Genomic DNA, 16,104 nt, shown 5'->3' with positions numbered 1-16,104 from the left:
TATCAGTGAGGCTGATTCATGAGATCGAAAAGATTTGAAGCACTGGCGAAGCGCCCTGTGAATCAGGATGGCTTCGTTAAGGAGTGGATCGAGGAAGGCTTCATTGCGATGGAAAGCCCGAACGACCCCAAACCGTCGATTAAAATCGTCAACGGTACAGTCACTGAACTGGACGGCAAATCCGCCAGTGAATTTGACCTAATTGACCATTTTATTGCCCGCTATGGCATTAACCTGGCCCGCGCGGAAGAAGTTATGGCGATGGATTCGGTCAAACTGGCCAATATGCTTTGCGATCCTAACGTGAAGCGCAAAGATATTGTGCCGCTAACCACCGCAATGACACCGGCAAAAATTGTCGAAGTAGTGTCACATATGAACGTCGTTGAGATGATGATGGCCATGCAGAAAATGCGCGCTCGTCGTACCCCGTCTCAACAGGCACACGTCACTAACGTTAAAGATAACCCGGTGCAGATTGCCGCTGATGCCGCTGAAGGCGCATGGCGCGGGTTTGACGAACAGGAAACCACCGTTGCTGTTGCGCGTTATGCGCCATTTAACGCCATTGCACTGTTAGTCGGCTCACAGGTTGGGCGTCCTGGCGTGTTAACCCAGTGTTCACTGGAAGAAGCGACTGAACTGAAACTCGGCATGCTAGGCCACACCTGCTATGCAGAAACAATCTCCGTCTATGGTACAGAACCCGTCTTTACTGACGGCGACGACACGCCATGGTCGAAAGGCTTCCTCGCCTCTTCCTACGCCTCCCGCGGTCTGAAAATGCGCTTTACCTCCGGTTCTGGCTCAGAAGTTCAAATGGGTTATGCCGAAGGCAAATCGATGCTTTATCTGGAAGCCCGCTGTATTTACATCACCAAAGCTGCTGGCGTACAGGGTTTACAAAACGGTTCCGTAAGCTGCATCGGTGTGCCTTCCGCTGTACCGTCGGGTATCCGCGCCGTGCTGGCAGAAAACCTGATCTGTTCTTCTCTGGATCTGGAATGCGCCTCCAGTAACGACCAGACCTTTACCCACTCGGATATGCGCCGTACTGCGCGCCTGCTGATGCAGTTCCTGCCCGGGACTGACTTCATCTCTTCCGGGTATTCCGCAGTGCCCAACTACGACAACATGTTTGCGGGTTCTAACGAGGATGCCGAGGATTTTGACGACTACAACGTTCTTCAGCGCGATCTGAAGGTAGACGGTGGGTTGCGTCCTGTTCGTGAAGAAGACGTTATCGCCATTCGCAACAAAGCAGCGCGCGCGCTACAGGCCGTCTTTGCCGGAATGGGATTACCGCCTATTACCGATGAAGAAGTGGAAGCTGCAACCTACGCTCACGGTTCGAAAGATATGCCGGAGCGAAACATTGTTGAAGACATTAAGTTTGCGCAAGAGATCATCAATAAAAACCGTAACGGTCTGGAAGTGGTGAAAGCCCTTGCTCAGGGCGGGTTTACCGATGTCGCTCAGGACATGCTCAACATCCAGAAAGCCAAGTTAACCGGGGATTATCTGCATACCTCCGCCATTATCGTTGGCGACGGACAGGTGCTGTCCGCAGTAAATGACGTCAATGATTATGCCGGTCCGGCAACAGGTTATCGCTTGCAAGGCGAACGCTGGGAAGAGATCAAAAACATCCCTGGCGCACTTGATCCCAACGAACTTGGCTAAGGGGTGAAAAATGGAAATCAATGAAAAGCTGCTACGCCAGATAATTGAAGACGTACTGTCGGAAATGCAGACCAGCGACAAACCCGTCTCCTTCCGCTCAGCGACAGCGGCCAGCACACCACAGGCTGCTGCGGTACAAGGTGACAGTTTTCTGACTGAGATTGGCGAAGCCAAACAGGGCCAGCAGCAGGACGAAGTGATTATCGCCGTAGGGCCAGCGTTTGGTCTGTCACAAACCGTCAATATCGTGGGAATACCGCACAAAAATATCTTGCGCGAAGTGATTGCCGGTATTGAAGAAGAAGGCATTAAAGCGCGCGTTATCCGCTGCTTTAAATCCTCTGATGTGGCGTTTGTTGCCGTGGAGGGTAATCGTCTGAGTGGTTCTGGGATCTCTATCGGCATCCAGTCAAAAGGCACCACGGTTATTCACCAACAGGGATTACCACCGCTTTCTAACCTGGAGCTGTTCCCTCAGGCACCGCTTTTGACGCTGGAAACCTATCGTCAGATCGGTAAAAACGCCGCACGTTATGCCAAGCGTGAATCTCCGCAACCGGTCCCTACGCTGAATGATCAGATGGCCCGTCCTAAGTACCAGGCGAAATCAGCCATTCTGCACATTAAAGAGACCAAATACGTCGTGACGGGCAAGAACCCGCAGGAACTGCGCGTGGCGCTTTGATAAAGGATAACTCCATGAATACCGACGCAATTGAATCGATGGTTCGGGATGTACTGAGCCGGATGAACAGCCTGCAGGGAGAGTCCACGACTCCGGCCACGGCGAGTTCATCAGCACATACTGCGAAAGTCTCGGACTACCCTCTCGCGAATAAACATCCTGAGTGGGTAAAAACCGCGACCAACAAAACCCTGGATGAGTTCACGCTCGAAAATGTTCTGAGCAACAAAGTAACAGCGCAGGACATGCGCATTACCCCTGAAACGCTGCGCCTTCAGGCGGAAATCGCTAAAGATGCCGGACGTGACAGGCTGGCGATGAACTTCGAACGCGCCGCTGAGCTAACCGCCGTACCTGACGACCGCATTCTGGAGATCTACAACGCGCTGCGTCCGTACCGCTCAACGAAAGACGAGCTGATGGCCATCGCCGACGATCTCGAAAACCGTTATCAGGCAAAGATCTGCGCAGCTTTCGTTCGTGAAGCGGCAGCGCTGTACGTTGAGCGTAAAAAACTCAAAGGCGACGACTAACTCAGGGACAGGATCATGCGATATATAGCTGGCATTGACATAGGCAACTCATCCACGGAAGTCGCTCTGGCTACCCTGGATGATTCTGGCGCACTGAGCATCACTGCCAGCGCGCTGGCGGAAACCACCGGGATTAAGGGCACATTGCGTAATGTGTTTGGCATTCAGGAGGCACTTACGCTGGCGGCTAAAAACGCTGGAATCAATGTCAGCGATATTTCGCTTATCCGCATTAACGAGGCCACCCCGGTCATTGGCGACGTGGCGATGGAAACGATCACCGAAACCATCATCACTGAATCCACCATGATCGGCCATAACCCTAAAACGCCGGGCGGCGTCGGGCTAGGCGTGGGCATTACGATTACGCCGGAGGACCTGCTCAGTCGTCCGGCGGATACGCCCTATATTCTGGTAGTGTCATCAGCATTTGATTTCGCCGATGTTGCCACGATGATTAATGCCTCCGTCCGCGCCGGATACCAGTTAACTGGCGTTATTTTACAGCAGGACGATGGCGTGTTGGTCAGTAATCGTCTGACTCATCCCATGCCCATCGTAGATGAAGTACTTCATATCGACCGCATTCCGTTGGGGATGCTGGCCGCCATTGAGGTCGCGGTTCCGGGAAAGGTCATTGAAACCCTTTCTAATCCCTACGGGATTGCAACCGTCTTTGGCCTCAATGCCGACGAGACTAAAAACATTGTCCCGATGGCACGGGCACTGATCGGCAACCGTTCTGCCGTAGTCGTGAAAACACCGTCAGGTGATGTGAAAGCACGCGCCATTCCCGCTGGAAATCTGGAACTGCAATCGCAGGGACGTACCGTGCGCGTCGACGTGGCTGCAGGCGCTGAAGCGATTATGAAAGCGGTTGGCGAATGCCCGAAACTGGATAACGTCACCGGTGAAGCCGGTACCAATATTGGCGGCATGCTGGAGCATGTGCGCCAGACAATGGCTGAATTAACCAACAAACCCAGCCACGAAATTTTTATTCAGGATCTGCTGGCCGTTGATACCTCAGTACCCGTCAGCGTGACGGGGGGGCTTGCCGGTGAGTTCTCGCTGGAACAGGCTGTCGGCATTGCCTCCATGGTGAAATCAGACCGTTTGCAAATGGCGATGATTGCGCAGGAAATCACGCAGAAGCTCAACATTAACGTCCAGGTAGGCGGCGCCGAAGCCGAGGCAGCCATTTTGGGAGCCTTAACCACTCCGGGCACAACGCGACCACTGGCTATTCTGGACCTCGGTGCGGGTTCGACAGATGCCTCCATCATCAACCCGAAAGGCGAAATTATTGCCACGCATCTGGCAGGGGCAGGCGATATGGTCACGATGATCATTGCCCGTGAACTAGGGCTGGATGATCGTTATCTTGCAGAAGAGATTAAAAAGCACCCGCTGGCGAAAGTCGAAAGCTTGTTCCATCTTCGCCACGAAGATGGCAGCGTCCAGTTCTTTTCCACCCCGCTTCCGCCAACTGTTTTTGCCCGCGTGTGCGTTGTGAAACCCGATGAACTAGTGCCATTACCAGGGGATCTGGCACTAGAAAAAGTTCGCGCCATTCGCCGTAGCGCCAAGGAGCGCGTTTTCGTTACCAACGCGCTCAGAGCGCTGCGTCAGGTAAGTCCGACCGGGAACATTCGGGATATTCCCTTTGTCGTGCTGGTTGGCGGTTCATCCCTGGACTTCGAAGTTCCACAACTGGTCACCGATGCGCTGGCACATTACCGTCTGGTTGCCGGGCGCGGCAACATTCGTGGCACCGAAGGTCCGCGCAACGCGGTTGCGACAGGGTTGATTCTCTCCTGGTACAAGGCATTCGCTCATGGAAAGTAATCTGACCACGCCAGCCATCGTTATCTTCACTACTGCCGACTGCGCAGGCGTCTGGAATGACGTGTTGCTGGGTATTGAAGAAGAAGGGATCCCCTTTGTGATTCAGGAGAGCCATTCGACTGACGTTATCCACAACGCTTGGCTGGCTGCCTGCCAATCGCCATTGCTGGTTGGTATTGGCTGCAGTCACGAAAAACTGGTTGTGCACTACAAAAACTTACCTACATCAGCGCCACTTTTTACGCTGACGTATCAACAAAATAGCCACGATCGCCGCAGCATTGGTAATAACGCTGCGCGGCTGGTTAAAGGCATTCCTTTCCGCGAATGCCACTCATAACCCACAGGAGAAAAGCAGTATGAATAACGCACTGGGACTGGTTGAAACAAAAGGGCTTGTCGGCGCTATTGAAGCCGCTGATGCCATGGTGAAATCCGCAAACGTGCAGTTGGTTGGTTACGAAAAAATAGGCTCAGGCCTTATCACCGTTATGGTTCGCGGCGATGTCGGCGCAGTGAAAGCTGCCGTAGATGCAGGAAGCGCAGCAGCAAGCGCCGTTGGCGAGGTGAAATCCTGCCACGTTATCCCGCGTCCGCATAGCGACGTTGAAGCCATTTTACCTAAATCTGCATAAGTCGTAGCAACCAAGGAGCACAGCGTGAAGCAATCACTGGGATTACTTGAAGTTAGTGGTCTGGCATTAGCCATCAGTTGCGCGGACGTCATGGCGAAAGCCGCCTCCATCACGCTGGTGGGCCTCGAAAAAACCAACGGCTCAGGCTGGACGGTGATCAAGATAATCGGGGATGTGGCCTCCGTTCAGGCGGCCATTTCCACCGGGGTCAGTTTCGCTGAGCAACGTGACGGGCTGGTGGCTCACAAAGTCATATCCAGACCCGGGGAAGGTATTCTGCCACATAGCGTCACTCCGCAATCTGAACCAGCGCCGGAGCCCACACCAGTTGTACCGCAGGAAGAGATGTTTGTGGATCATGCAGAGCCTGAAACGCCGCAAGAAGCAGAGTTGATTAGCTGCAATCTGTGTCTTGACCCTGCCTGCCCTCGTCAAAAGGGCGAGCCGCGCACTCTTTGTCTGCACTCAGGTAAACGAGGTGAAGCGTAATGGATAAACAGCAACTGGAGACAACGGTCACTAAAGTCCTGGATGAAATGCGCGAGCGCCCTATTCCGCTGGGGATCTCTAATCGTCACATTCATCTTTGCGCTGAAGATTATGGCCGCTTGTTTCCTAATCAGCCCATTAGCGAGAAAAAGGGGCTGTTGCAACCAGGACAATATGCGGCAGAGCAGACTGTCACGTTAGTTGGACCAAAAGGTCAGTTAAAAAATGTGCGCTTACTCGGCCCACTGCGCAGCAAAAGTCAGGTCGAAATTTCTCGTACCGACGCTCGCACGTTGGGAATTGCTGCCCCACTGCGAATGTCGGGCAATATCGAAGGCACGCCAGGCATTCGCCTTGTTAGTCCATTTGCTGAGCTGGATATCGCATCCGGGGTGATCGTCGCCCAACGGCATATCCATATGTCGCCGCTCGATGCCCTGATACTGCGAGTTACCCATGGAGATAAAGTTTCTGTTGCCATTAATGGCGACGAACGTCGACTGATTTTCGATAACGTCGCCGTACGTGTTTCGCCGGATATGCGCCTTGAGATGCATATCGATACAGACGAAGCCAATGCCGCAGGCGCTGATAATCCACAGGCATTTGCCACACTGGTGACCTCACGATGAACAACGAACTGCTGCAACGCATTATCGAGGAGGTTGTTTCCCGATTAAAAAAACGCGCGGAAAGCACGATCTCCCTTAGCGTCGCGCAGTTACGGGAAATCGATCCACGGACATTATGCTGCCAATACTCGTCGCTCCATCTCCTGCAGGCCGACCTGCCCTTACTGGAGCAAATTGCCGATGGCTGCCCAGCCAACATGTCGGTGGTAACGATCCACGAAGCACTGGCATGCGGAGTCCGCGTGAAAATTTCGTTGCAACACCGGTTGTTACCCGCAATCCCCGTGAAAAAGCTCGCGCGTCTGCCACTGGAGTTCAGTGACGAGCTGGGGCGAATCATCGTGTTGCATCCTGAAAAGCTTCTCAGCTACGCCGACGTCGCCCAATTGAAGGGTGGCGTACTGGTACTACGCCGTCGATGTGTCGTGACGGCTCTGGCTCAGGAAGCGGTCGGTACGCGAAAAGTCCAATTAATTAAGCAGGAGTGAGCTATGCATCTGGCCCGGGTTACAGGCGTTGTGGTTTCCACGCAAAAATCTCCATCACTGGTGGGAAAAAAACTGTTGCTGGTACGTCGGGTGAGTGCTGACGGAGAGCTTCCCGCATCCCCTGTGAGTGGAGATGAAGTCGCCGTTGATTCTGTCGGCGCAGGAACTGGAGAACTGGTGTTACTCAGCAGCGGCTCCAGCGCCAGACACGTTTTTACCGGCCCTAATGAGGCCATCGATCTGGCTATCGTCGGCATTGTCGACACGCTTTCTCGTTAGGAGGAACTATGGCGATTTATACCCGCACTGGCGATGCCGGCACAACAGCTCTCTTTACCGGACAACGCGTGAGTAAAACGCATCCGCGCGTCGAGGCTTACGGTACGCTGGATGAACTTAATGCGGCACTCAGCCTGTGCGTTTGCGCGGCGAAAAACCCGCAGCACCGCCAGTTACTTGAAAATATTCAACTGCAGCTTTTCTGGTTTAGCGCCGAACTGGCAAACGAGAGCGAACAGCCAACGCCAGAACAGCGCTACATCAGCTCAGAAGAAATTGCGGCGCTGGAAACCGCCATTGATACCGCAATGGGGAGAGTACCGCCCCTACGCAGCTTTATTTTACCTGGCCGTAGTGAGGCCGCCAGCCGTCTGCACTTTGCCCGCACGCTGGCTCGTCGCGCAGAGCGGAGACTGGTCGAACTCTCCACTGGGATCTCCGTCAGACACGTGCTGATGCGTTATATCAATCGCCTGTCTGACTGCTTATATGCGCTCGCACGAGCAGAAGATCACGACGCCCATCAAAACGACATTATTCAGAAAGTGTCGGAGCGCTATCTTGCAGCCATCCGTCGTTCAGCCAACAGGGAGCCGACTATGTCACTGTCTTTTCAGGAGCTCCACCAACTGACTCGCGCTGCGGTGGCGAGAGCAGAAGAAATTCAGGTTCCGGTCGTCATTTGCATTGTTGATGCGAACGGAACTCAAACGGTGACCTGGCGCATGCCTGACGCATTGCTCGTCAGTAGCGAACTGGCACCGAAAAAAGCCTGGACCGCCGTGGCGATGAAAACCGCCACGCACGAGCTGACATCAGCAGTGCAGCCGGGCGCTGCGCTTTACGGTCTGGAAAGCCATATGCAGGGAAAAGTCGTCACTTTCGGTGGCGGGTACGCGTTATGGCGCGAGGGTTTACTCCTTGGGGGTCTTGGCATCAGCGGGGGAAGCGTTGAGCAGGATATGGATATTGCAGAAACGGCCATTGCGGCGATTAACGTGAGAACACATCAATGAATACTTCAGAACTTGAAACGCTTATTCGTAACATTTTGAGTGAACAACTCGCCCCGGCAAAAGCAGGAGTTAAGGGTAATGGAATTTACCCTTCCGTTGACGAAGCGATTGATGCCGCGCATCAGGCTTTTCTGCGTTATCAGCAATGTCCATTGAAAACCCGCAGCGCCATCATTAATGCCCTGCGAGAAGAACTGACGCCTCACCTGGCTTCACTGGCTGCCGAGAGTGCTGCCGAAACCGGAATGGGTAACAAAGAGGATAAATTCCTCAAAAACAAAGCTGCGCTGGAGAACACCCCGGGTATCGAAGATCTCACTACCACGGCGCTAACTGGCGACGGCGGCATGGTGTTATTTGAGTATTCACCGTTTGGCGTGATTGGCTCCGTTGCCCCAAGTACTAACCCGACAGAAACCATTATTAACAACAGCATCAGTATGCTGGCTGCGGGAAACAGCGTTTATTTTAGCCCGCATCCGGGTGCTAAAGCGGTTTCACTGAAGCTAATTGCCATGATTGAAGATATTGCCTTCCGCTGCTGTGGGATCCGGAATCTTGTCGTCACGGTCACAGAACCCACTTTTGAAGCTACCCAGCAAATGATGGCGCACCCTAAAATCGCAGTTCTGGCGATTACCGGTGGCCCTGGCATTGTTGCTATGGGCATGAAAAGCGGGAAAAAAGTCATTGGCGCAGGCGCAGGTAATCCGCCCTGCATTGTTGATGAAACAGCCGACCTGGTTAAGGCGGCGGAAGATATCATCAACGGCGCATCCTTTGATTACAATCTCCCCTGCATTGCTGAGAAGAGCCTGATCGTTGTTGATGCCGTTGCCGAACGCCTGGTTCAACAAATGCAGTCATTTGGCGCGATGCTTCTCAATAGCGAAGAGGTAGACAAACTGCGCACAGCTTGTCTGCCAGAAGGCATGGCCAATAAAAAGCTGGTCGGGAAAAGCCCAGCAAGTTTACTGGAAGCCGCTGGAATACCGGTTCCTGCAAAAGCACCGCGATTATTGATAGGTATCGTCAAGGCTGACGACCCGTGGGTTACCAGCGAGCAACTGATGCCAATGCTCCCCGTCGTTACGGTGAGCGATTTTGACAGTGCGTTAACGTTGGCCCTGAAGGTTGAAGAGGGACTGCATCACACCGCCATTATGCACTCACAAAATGTGTCCCGTTTGAATCTTGCCGCGCGCACGCTTCAGACCTCCATTTTTGTGAAAAATGGTCCTTCTTACGCCGGGATTGGCGTGGGTGGGGAAGGCTTTACCACCTTCACCATCGCGACCCCAACCGGTGAAGGAACGACATCTGCGCGCACCTTCGCACGCTCTCGTCGTTGCGTGCTAACAAACGGTTTTTCTATTCGCTAATGGAGCCGTTATGAAACGCTTTTCACTGCAAACTCGATTGTACAGCGGCCAGGGAAGTCTGGATGTGCTCAAGCGCTTTACAAATAAGCATATCTGGATTATTTGCGATGGTTTTCTCGCGCGTTCTCCCCTGATTGAAAAGCTGCGCAACGCTCTGCCAGCGGATAACCGCATCAGCATTTTCAGCGATATCACTCCCGATCCCACCATTAGCACGGTAGTGCAAGGGATTGCGCAAATGCAGTCCCTGCGACCGGACGTGGTGATTGGTTTTGGTGGAGGCTCAGCTCTTGATGCCGCAAAAGCCATCGTCTGGTTCAGCCGACAGTTCGGTATCGAAATTGAAACCTGTGTCGCAATCCCTACCACCAGCGGCACGGGATCGGAGGTGACCAGCGCCTGCGTGATTAGCGATCCGGACAAAGGCATTAAGTATCCATTATTCAATAATGCGCTTTACCCGGACATGGCCATCCTCGATCCGACGCTGGTCGTCAGCGTACCGCCAGCCATCACCGCGAATACCGGCATGGACGTGTTAACACACGCGCTGGAAGCTTACGTATCCACGAAGGCCAGCGACTTTACCGACGCGCTGGCTGAGAAAGCCGCACAAATCGTCTTCCAGTACCTGCCTGTCGCCGTCAGCAAAGGTGACTGCCTGGCAACCAGAGGAAAAATGCATAACGCGTCAACGCTCGCGGGAATGGCATTTAGTCAGGCTGGACTGGGTATCAATCATGCGATTGCCCATCAGTTGGGCGGCCAGTTTCATCTGCCCCACGGACTCGCCAATGCGCTGCTGCTGACCCATGTCATTCATTTTAATGCACGCGATCTCCGGGCCGCAAAGCGCTATGCCCGTTTCGCTAAAGCCTGCCACTTATGCCCGAATAACGCGAACGATACGGCGGCACTGAACGCACTGATTCATCATATCGAGCTACTCAAAAAACAGTGTGCGTTACCTTCATTGAATGACGCGCTTAAAGACGGAAAGCAAATCTGGTCACAACGTATACCGTCGATGGTTCAGGCCGCGCTGGCTGACGTCACGCTGCAAACCAATCCTCGTGTTGCTGACGCTAATGCCATGCAGGAACTGCTTGAGGAATTATTATGAAGACAGCCATGACGGCAGAGTCCACGCTTTATGATGCACAGACAATTCGCGAACGCGTTCGCGCAGCGGGTGTTGTCGGGGCTGGAGGCGCGGGCTTTCCTGCTCACGTAAAATTACAGGCGCAGGTCGATACTTTTCTGGTCAATGCAGCAGAATGTGAGCCGATGCTGAAAGTTGACCAGCAATTGATGGCCGTCCAGGCTGAGCGGCTTATCCGCGGCGTTCATTATGCCATGACGGCTACCGGCGCCAGTGGCGGTATTATTGCGCTCAAAGAGAAATACCAGAAGGCTATCAATGCGTTAACGCCCCTTCTGCCTGCCAGCATCCGCTTACATATTTTGCCTGATGTCTACCCGGCAGGTGACGAGGTTCTGACCATCTGGATGGCAACAGGTCGGAGAGTTCCACCTGCCGCGTTGCCGGTCAGCGTCGGCGTGGTGGTCAATAACGTCCAGACCGTGCTCAACATCGCCAGAGCGGTGGAGCAGCAATACCCCGTTACCCGTCGTACTCTGACCGTTAACGGCGCGGTCGCCAGACCAATCACTCTCACCGTCCCAGTCGGCATGTCTTTACGTGACGTTCTGGCACTGGCCGGTGGTTCAACCGTCGACGACCCCGGCTTTATTAACGGTGGTCCGATGATGGGCGGCCTGATTACCTCTCTGGATACCCCTGTCAGCAAGACCACCGGGGGCCTGCTGGTTTTGCCAAAATCTCATGCGTTGATTCAGCGGCGGATGCAGGATGAACGTACCGTGCTTTCCGTCGCAAAAACCGTTTGCGAACAGTGCCGTTTGTGTACGGATTTGTGCCCAAGGCACTTGATTGGCCATGAGTTGTCACCTCACCTGCTGGTTCGCGCGGTTAATTATCAGCAGGCAGCCACACCGCAGTTGCTGCTCACGGCGCTGACCTGCTCAGAATGCAATGTATGTGAAAGCGTCGCCTGTCCGGTTGGAATTTCGCCGATGCGAATCAACCGCATGCTTAAACGCGAGCTACGGGCGCTCAACCATCGTTATGAAGGACCGCTAAATCCTGAGGATGAAATGGCGAAGTACCGGCTGATCCCGGTTAAACGCCTTGTGGCTAAGTTGGGCCTTAGCGACTGGTATCAGGATGCACCACTGGCTGAAACTGATTTTCCCACAGATAAAACGACGCTGTTGCTGCGCCAGCATATTGGTGCCAGCGCCATTCCATGTGTACAGCAAGGCGAACGCGTTGTTCGCGGTCAATGCGTGGCCGATGTGCCGTCCGGTGCATTAGGCGCGCCTGTCCACGCCAGTATTGACGGTATTGTCAGCGAAATTACTGAACAATCCATCACGGTCATAAGAGGTTAATCATGTCTCAGGCTATAGGGATTTTAGAACTCACCAGCATTGCCAAAGGAATGGAAGCTGGTGATGCCATGTTAAAAAGCGCGAATGTGAATTTGCTGGTAAGCAAAACCATCTGTCCGGGAAAATTTCTGCTCATGCTCGGGGGTGACGTAGGTGCAGTTCAGCAGGCGATAGCCACTGGCACTTCTCTTGCTGGTGATATGCTCGTTGACAGTCTGGTACTGCCTAACATTCACGCCAGCGTACTTCCTGCGATTAGTGGATTAAACAGCGTGGATAAGCGCCAGGCCGTAGGCATTGTTGAAACATGGAGCGTTGCGGCCTGCATCTGCGCCGCCGACCGTGCGGTTAAAGCCTCCAACGTCACGCTGGTACGTGTTCATATGGCATTTGGTATTGGCGGCAAGTGCTACATGGTTGTCGCAGGCGACGTGTCTGATGTGAATAACGCAGTGACGGTTGCCAGTGAAAGCGCGGGTGAAAAAGGTCTGCTGGTTTACCGCTCGGTCATCCCTCGCCCACATGAAAGCATGTGGCGACAAATGGTGGAAGGATAATGGAAAGACAACCCACCACGGATCGTATGATTCAGGAATATGTTCCTGGCAAGCAGGTCACGTTGGCGCATCTCATCGCCAATCCTGGTAAGGATTTGTTCAAGAAACTGGGACTACAGGATTCAGTCTCCGCCATCGGTATTCTGACGATTACCCCTAGCGAAGCCTCCATTATCGCCTGTGATATCGCCACAAAGTCCGGGGCGGTAGAGATTGGTTTTCTCGACCGTTTTACTGGCGCAGTGGTACTGACGGGCGATGTTTCCGCCGTTGAGTATGCGCTGAAACAGGTAACCCGCACGCTGGGTGAAATGATGCGTTTTACCGCGTGTCCCATCACCCGGACGTAACTCATGAAACGCATAATGCTAATTGGTCCCAGTCAATGCGGTAAAACATCACTCACGCAGTGCATGCGGGGAGAGGTGCTTCACTATCAGAAGACCCAGGCCATAGTCTGGTCACCCACAACAATAGACACACCAGGTGAATATCTCGAAAACCGCTGCCTGTATAGCGCGCTGCTGGCCAGCGCCTGTGAAGCAGACATCATCGCGCTTGTTCTCAATGCTGACGCGCCGTGGTCACCTTTTTCTCCAGGTTTTACGGGGCCAATGAACCGACCCGTTATCGGCCTCGTCACCAAAGCCGATTTAGCCAGCCCACAGCGTATTTCTCTCGTGGAGAGTTGGCTAGTTCAGGCTGGCGCGCAAAAAGTTTTCGTCACCAGCGCACTGGAGAACACCGGGGTCAATGAGATGTTCATTTTTCTGAATGCAAAGGAACCGTCATGTCTCACAAAATAATGGCCATTAACGCGGGCAGCTCCTCACTTAAGTTTCAGTTACTGGCGATGCCGCAGGGTGAAATGATCTGCCAGGGGCTTATTGAGCGAATTGGGATGTCAGATGCGCAGATCACCTTAAAAACACCAGCGCAAAAATGGCAGGAGACATTGCCCGTTGCCGATCATCGTGAAGCTGTAATGCTGCTACTGGAAAACCTTATCAGCCACAATATAATCAGCAGCCTCGATGAGATCGACGGCGTTGGTCATCGCGTTGCGCACGGCGGGGAATCTTTTAAAGATTCGGCGCGGGTAACCGATGAAACGCTGAAGGAAATCGAACGCCTTGCGGAACTGGCACCACTGCATAATCCGGTGAATGCGTTGGGGATTGCAGTATTTCGCCAGCTACTGCCAAACACACCGGCCGTTGCCGTTTTTGACACCGCTTTTCATCAGACTCTTGATGAACCCTCTTTCATCTATCCCCTGCCCTGGCGCTACTACGCTGAGTTGGGTATTCGACGTTATGGTTTTCATGGTACCAGTCACAAATACGTCAGCGCTCAGCTTGCTGAAAAGCTGGGGGTACCGCTCAGCGCCCTGCGCGTTGTTTGTTGTCATCTTGGCAACGGCAGCAGCATCTGCGCTATTAAAGGCGGGCAATCGGTTAATACCTCAATGGGCTTTACGCCGCAGTCTGGTGTCATGATGGGCACGCGAAGTGGTGATATTGATCCATCCATTTTGCCGTGGATTGCCCTGCGTGAAGGTAAAACACCGCAGCAGCTCAACCAATTGCTTAACAATGAGTCTGGATTGCTCGGCGTTTCTGGTGTTTCACCCGACTACCGTGACGTTGAACATGCCGCAGATACGGGCAATCACCAGGCAGCACTGGCGTTAACACTTTTTGCCGAGCGGATTCGCGCCACTATCGGCAGCTATATTATGCAGATGGGCGGGCTGGATGCGTTGGTGTTCACCGGAGGAATTGGCGAGAACTCAGCGCGGGCGCGCGCTGCAATTTGTCACAACCTGAATTTCTTAGGTCTGGCCGTTGACGAAGAAAAAAATCAGCGTAACGCCACCTTTATTCAAACGGAAAATGCGCTGGTTAAAGTGGCGGTAATTAATACCAACGAAGAGCTGATGATAGCGCAAGACGTGATGCGTTTAGCGATTTCAGAAACTGTGACCTTGGGCATTCCCGCTTAATATTGCGGCGCGGCAAATTGCGGCAAATCATGGTAATAGCACGATCGCCATGACACTATGCGCCGAGGATTACCGATCATAAAGGTGAAGACGTGGCTGTTGCGCAATGTCCCGCATCGTGCGGAGAACTAATCCAGGGCTGGATTCTGGGCAGTGAGAAACTGGTCTCCTGCCCGGTCGAATGGTATAGCACCGTTGAGGTCAGTTCAGGTTCACCGCTGACAGATGAACGCCCACTTTCCCGGGCGATGGTTGACAGGTTGTTGCAGTACTGGCAATACCCGGCGCATATGAGTCAGGATATCCGTATTGATGTTCAGTCAACCATTCCTGTCGCTAAAGGGATGGCCAGCAGTACTGCGGATATTGCCGCCACGGCTATCGCCACGGCGCATTATCTGGGCCATCAGCTAGACGAACAGACACTGGCGCAGCTGTGCGTTTCGCTGGAGCCAACCGACAGCACCGTTTTTCGTAAGCTAACCCTTTTCGACCATAACGACGCTTCCACGCAAATTGGCTGTGAATCACAGCCTCAGCTTGATCTGCTGGTTCTCGAAAGTCCGGAAACATTACGTACCGCGGATTATCACCGTATTCCGCGGCATTCCGGCTTGCAGGCGGGAGCAGCGGCCCTCAGGCGGGCATGGGATAAAGTACAGGAAGCCTGTGTCAGTCAAAATCCTTACCGGTTGGGTGAAGCCGCTACCCTTAGCGCAATCGCCAGCCAGTTGCTGTTGCCGAAACCGGATTTTGATTCACTATTAGCGCTGGTTGAAGAATGTGATTTATACGGTGTCAACGTCGCGCACAGCGGCAGTGTGGTCGGGCTGATGCTGGACAGAACGCGCCATGACGTGGATTACATTAAGTGGATGCTGGCGCAGAAAAAGCTAACGGTTCACTGGCCGCAACAGCATTTGTTGCGAATGGTAACTGGCGGGGTCGAACTGCAATAAGGGTCGCCGCACCGCAGCGACCCGGACAAGCTTAAAATCGTTACTCGGCTTTCGCTTCGGTGTTTTTCACTTCACCCATAGCTTTCAGCTTTTTAGAGATATCGCGACGCTCTTTAGAGATCTCGGCATTTTTGATGATGTAGTCATCAACACGATCTTCATAATCGCTTTTCATACTGGCGATAATGCCCTGAATAGCTTCCACGCTCATACCAGGCTTGATGTAGTCGCTCAGGTTGTCCAACAGCAGGACGCGTTTCTGGTTGTCACGGATCTTTTTCTCAACGTCCTGGATTTCACGTTGCAGTTTGTTTTTACGACGGAACAGACGAACAAATTCCAGCACGTCCTGGAAAGAAGGCTTGGTAGTTTCCATTTTTACACCCCTGATAATGTGAGATTCGGATTCGTTAAAACAACGGCTAAAGTGGGTCAACA

General features: G+C 53.3%; 20 protein-coding genes. 19 read left to right on the top strand and 1 reads right to left on the bottom strand.

Annotation, left to right across the window (positions count from 1 at the left end; all coding sequences use genetic code 11):
• Positions 1 to 18 precede the first annotated feature (18 nt).
• The 19 genes from pduC to NMD08_RS09925 all read left to right on the top strand — a co-directional run bounded on the left by pduC (position 19) and on the right by NMD08_RS09925 (position 15,666).
• Positions 19 to 1,683, top strand: a complete 1,665-nt coding sequence (gene pduC / locus NMD08_RS10015; protein WP_003030249.1) for a propanediol dehydratase large subunit PduC — start codon at positions 19 to 21, stop codon at positions 1,681 to 1,683.
• Positions 1,684 to 1,693: 10 nt separating this feature from the next.
• Positions 1,694 to 2,368: a propanediol dehydratase medium subunit PduD gene (pduD, locus tag NMD08_RS10010; RefSeq protein WP_187252222.1), complete on the top strand. Its 675-nt coding sequence runs from the start codon at positions 1,694 to 1,696 to the stop codon at positions 2,366 to 2,368.
• Between the two features lie 14 nt (positions 2,369 to 2,382).
• Positions 2,383 to 2,901 carry a propanediol dehydratase small subunit PduE gene (gene pduE / locus NMD08_RS10005; protein WP_151224677.1) on the top strand — a complete coding sequence of 173 codons (519 nt, stop codon included), beginning with the start codon at positions 2,383 to 2,385 and terminating at the stop codon, positions 2,899 to 2,901.
• 15 nt (positions 2,902 to 2,916) lie between these two features.
• Complete coding sequence (locus NMD08_RS10000; RefSeq protein WP_151219719.1) at positions 2,917 to 4,749, top strand: diol dehydratase reactivase subunit alpha; 1,833 nt, start codon at positions 2,917 to 2,919, stop codon at positions 4,747 to 4,749.
• The gene (locus tag NMD08_RS09995) at positions 4,739 to 5,089 is read left to right on the top strand and encodes a glycerol dehydratase reactivase beta/small subunit family protein (protein ID WP_151219720.1); all 351 of its coding nucleotides are present in this window, start codon (positions 4,739 to 4,741) and stop codon (positions 5,087 to 5,089) included. Before NMD08_RS10000 ends, NMD08_RS09995 begins: the two co-directional genes overlap by 11 nt.
• A gap of 19 nt (positions 5,090 to 5,108) precedes the next feature.
• Positions 5,109 to 5,384, top strand: a complete 276-nt coding sequence (pduJ, locus tag NMD08_RS09990; protein WP_001057752.1) for a propanediol utilization microcompartment protein PduJ — start codon at positions 5,109 to 5,111, stop codon at positions 5,382 to 5,384.
• 24 nt (positions 5,385 to 5,408) lie between these two features.
• Complete coding sequence (locus tag NMD08_RS09985; RefSeq protein WP_151219721.1) at positions 5,409 to 5,873, top strand: BMC domain-containing protein; 465 nt, start codon at positions 5,409 to 5,411, stop codon at positions 5,871 to 5,873.
• Positions 5,873 to 6,505, top strand: a complete 633-nt coding sequence (locus tag NMD08_RS09980) for a phosphate propanoyltransferase (protein WP_210904622.1) — start codon at positions 5,873 to 5,875, stop codon at positions 6,503 to 6,505. Before NMD08_RS09985 ends, NMD08_RS09980 begins: the two co-directional genes overlap by 1 nt.
• Entirely contained in the window at positions 6,502 to 6,993 is a 492-nt protein-coding gene (gene pduM, locus NMD08_RS09975) for a microcompartment protein PduM (RefSeq protein ID WP_187252218.1), read from the top strand. Before NMD08_RS09980 ends, pduM begins: the two co-directional genes overlap by 4 nt.
• A 3-nt stretch (positions 6,994 to 6,996) precedes the next feature.
• Positions 6,997 to 7,272 carry a EutN/CcmL family microcompartment protein gene (locus NMD08_RS09970; protein ID WP_252837710.1) on the top strand — a complete coding sequence of 92 codons (276 nt, stop codon included), beginning with the start codon at positions 6,997 to 6,999 and terminating at the stop codon, positions 7,270 to 7,272.
• A gap of 8 nt (positions 7,273 to 7,280) precedes the next feature.
• Entirely contained in the window at positions 7,281 to 8,288 is a 1,008-nt protein-coding gene (gene pduO / locus NMD08_RS09965) for a two-domain cob(I)yrinic acid a,c-diamide adenosyltransferase PduO (RefSeq protein ID WP_252837711.1), read from the top strand.
• Positions 8,285 to 9,670: a CoA-acylating propionaldehyde dehydrogenase PduP gene (gene pduP, locus NMD08_RS09960; protein ID WP_370620100.1), complete on the top strand. Its 1,386-nt coding sequence runs from the start codon at positions 8,285 to 8,287 to the stop codon at positions 9,668 to 9,670. The genes pduO and pduP overlap by 4 nt, the downstream gene beginning before the upstream one ends.
• Positions 9,671 to 9,680: 10 nt before the next feature.
• Complete coding sequence (locus NMD08_RS09955; protein ID WP_370620098.1) at positions 9,681 to 10,793, top strand: 1-propanol dehydrogenase PduQ; 1,113 nt, start codon at positions 9,681 to 9,683, stop codon at positions 10,791 to 10,793.
• Positions 10,790 to 12,145 carry a cobalamin reductase PduS gene (gene pduS, locus NMD08_RS09950; RefSeq protein WP_370620097.1) on the top strand — a complete coding sequence of 452 codons (1,356 nt, stop codon included), beginning with the start codon at positions 10,790 to 10,792 and terminating at the stop codon, positions 12,143 to 12,145. The genes NMD08_RS09955 and pduS overlap by 4 nt, the downstream gene beginning before the upstream one ends.
• Positions 12,146 to 12,147: 2 nt before the next feature.
• A complete protein-coding gene (gene pduT, locus NMD08_RS09945) occupies positions 12,148 to 12,702 on the top strand; it encodes a propanediol utilization microcompartment protein PduT (RefSeq protein WP_003030201.1) in 555 nt (184 codons plus the stop codon).
• Positions 12,702 to 13,052: a propanediol utilization microcompartment protein PduU gene (gene pduU / locus NMD08_RS09940; protein WP_032939586.1), complete on the top strand. Its 351-nt coding sequence runs from the start codon at positions 12,702 to 12,704 to the stop codon at positions 13,050 to 13,052. The genes pduT and pduU overlap by 1 nt, the downstream gene beginning before the upstream one ends.
• Positions 13,053 to 13,055: 3 nt before the next feature.
• Complete coding sequence (gene pduV / locus NMD08_RS09935; protein WP_151224681.1) at positions 13,056 to 13,508, top strand: propanediol utilization protein PduV; 453 nt, start codon at positions 13,056 to 13,058, stop codon at positions 13,506 to 13,508.
• Positions 13,493 to 14,707 carry an acetate/propionate family kinase gene (locus NMD08_RS09930; RefSeq protein WP_151224682.1) on the top strand — a complete coding sequence of 405 codons (1,215 nt, stop codon included), beginning with the start codon at positions 13,493 to 13,495 and terminating at the stop codon, positions 14,705 to 14,707. Before pduV ends, NMD08_RS09930 begins: the two co-directional genes overlap by 16 nt.
• 92 nt (positions 14,708 to 14,799) lie before the next feature.
• A complete protein-coding gene (locus NMD08_RS09925; RefSeq protein ID WP_151219729.1) occupies positions 14,800 to 15,666 on the top strand; it encodes an L-threonine kinase in 867 nt (288 codons plus the stop codon).
• A 40-nt stretch (positions 15,667 to 15,706) separates the two neighbouring features.
• On the opposite strand, the gene NMD08_RS09920 is transcribed toward NMD08_RS09925, so the two are convergent.
• Positions 15,707 to 16,042, bottom strand: a complete 336-nt coding sequence (locus NMD08_RS09920; RefSeq protein WP_103771301.1) for a DUF496 family protein — start codon at positions 16,040 to 16,042, stop codon at positions 15,707 to 15,709.
• Positions 16,043 to 16,104: the final 62 nt, after the last annotated feature.

It is taken from the genome of Citrobacter meridianamericanus (assembly GCF_041320245.1).
Classification (GTDB): Bacteria; Pseudomonadota; Gammaproteobacteria; order Enterobacterales; family Enterobacteriaceae; genus Citrobacter; species Citrobacter meridianamericanus.
This window is presented reverse-complemented; position numbering and strand designations above follow the sequence as displayed.

Excerpts from the sequence above, each read along its gene's own strand:
- pduE (WP_151224677.1), top strand. The coding sequence starts at position 2,383 with ATGAATACCGACGCAATTGAATCGATGGTTCGGGATGTACTGAGCCGG.
- pduO (WP_252837711.1), top strand. The coding sequence starts at position 7,281 with ATGGCGATTTATACCCGCACTGGCGATGCCGGCACAACAGCTCTCTTT.
- NMD08_RS09980 (WP_210904622.1), top strand. The coding sequence starts at position 5,873 with ATGGATAAACAGCAACTGGAGACAACGGTCACTAAAGTCCTGGATGAA.
- NMD08_RS09995 (WP_151219720.1), top strand. The coding sequence starts at position 4,739 with ATGGAAAGTAATCTGACCACGCCAGCCATCGTTATCTTCACTACTGCC.
- pduD (WP_187252222.1), top strand. The coding sequence starts at position 1,694 with ATGGAAATCAATGAAAAGCTGCTACGCCAGATAATTGAAGACGTACTG.
- pduS (WP_370620097.1), top strand. The coding sequence starts at position 10,790 with ATGAAGACAGCCATGACGGCAGAGTCCACGCTTTATGATGCACAGACA.
- NMD08_RS09970 (WP_252837710.1), top strand. The coding sequence starts at position 6,997 with ATGCATCTGGCCCGGGTTACAGGCGTTGTGGTTTCCACGCAAAAATCT.
- pduM (WP_187252218.1), top strand. The coding sequence starts at position 6,502 with ATGAACAACGAACTGCTGCAACGCATTATCGAGGAGGTTGTTTCCCGA.
- pduU (WP_032939586.1), top strand. The coding sequence starts at position 12,702 with ATGGAAAGACAACCCACCACGGATCGTATGATTCAGGAATATGTTCCT.
- pduP (WP_370620100.1), top strand. The coding sequence starts at position 8,285 with ATGAATACTTCAGAACTTGAAACGCTTATTCGTAACATTTTGAGTGAA.
- NMD08_RS10000 (WP_151219719.1), top strand. The coding sequence starts at position 2,917 with ATGCGATATATAGCTGGCATTGACATAGGCAACTCATCCACGGAAGTC.
- NMD08_RS09920 (WP_103771301.1), bottom strand. The coding sequence starts at position 16,042 with ATGGAAACTACCAAGCCTTCTTTCCAGGACGTGCTGGAATTTGTTCGT.
- pduT (WP_003030201.1), top strand. The coding sequence starts at position 12,148 with ATGTCTCAGGCTATAGGGATTTTAGAACTCACCAGCATTGCCAAAGGA.
- NMD08_RS09955 (WP_370620098.1), top strand. The coding sequence starts at position 9,681 with ATGAAACGCTTTTCACTGCAAACTCGATTGTACAGCGGCCAGGGAAGT.
- pduC (WP_003030249.1), top strand. The coding sequence starts at position 19 with ATGAGATCGAAAAGATTTGAAGCACTGGCGAAGCGCCCTGTGAATCAG.
- pduV (WP_151224681.1), top strand. The coding sequence starts at position 13,056 with ATGAAACGCATAATGCTAATTGGTCCCAGTCAATGCGGTAAAACATCA.
- NMD08_RS09930 (WP_151224682.1), top strand. The coding sequence starts at position 13,493 with ATGTCTCACAAAATAATGGCCATTAACGCGGGCAGCTCCTCACTTAAG.
- pduJ (WP_001057752.1), top strand. The coding sequence starts at position 5,109 with ATGAATAACGCACTGGGACTGGTTGAAACAAAAGGGCTTGTCGGCGCT.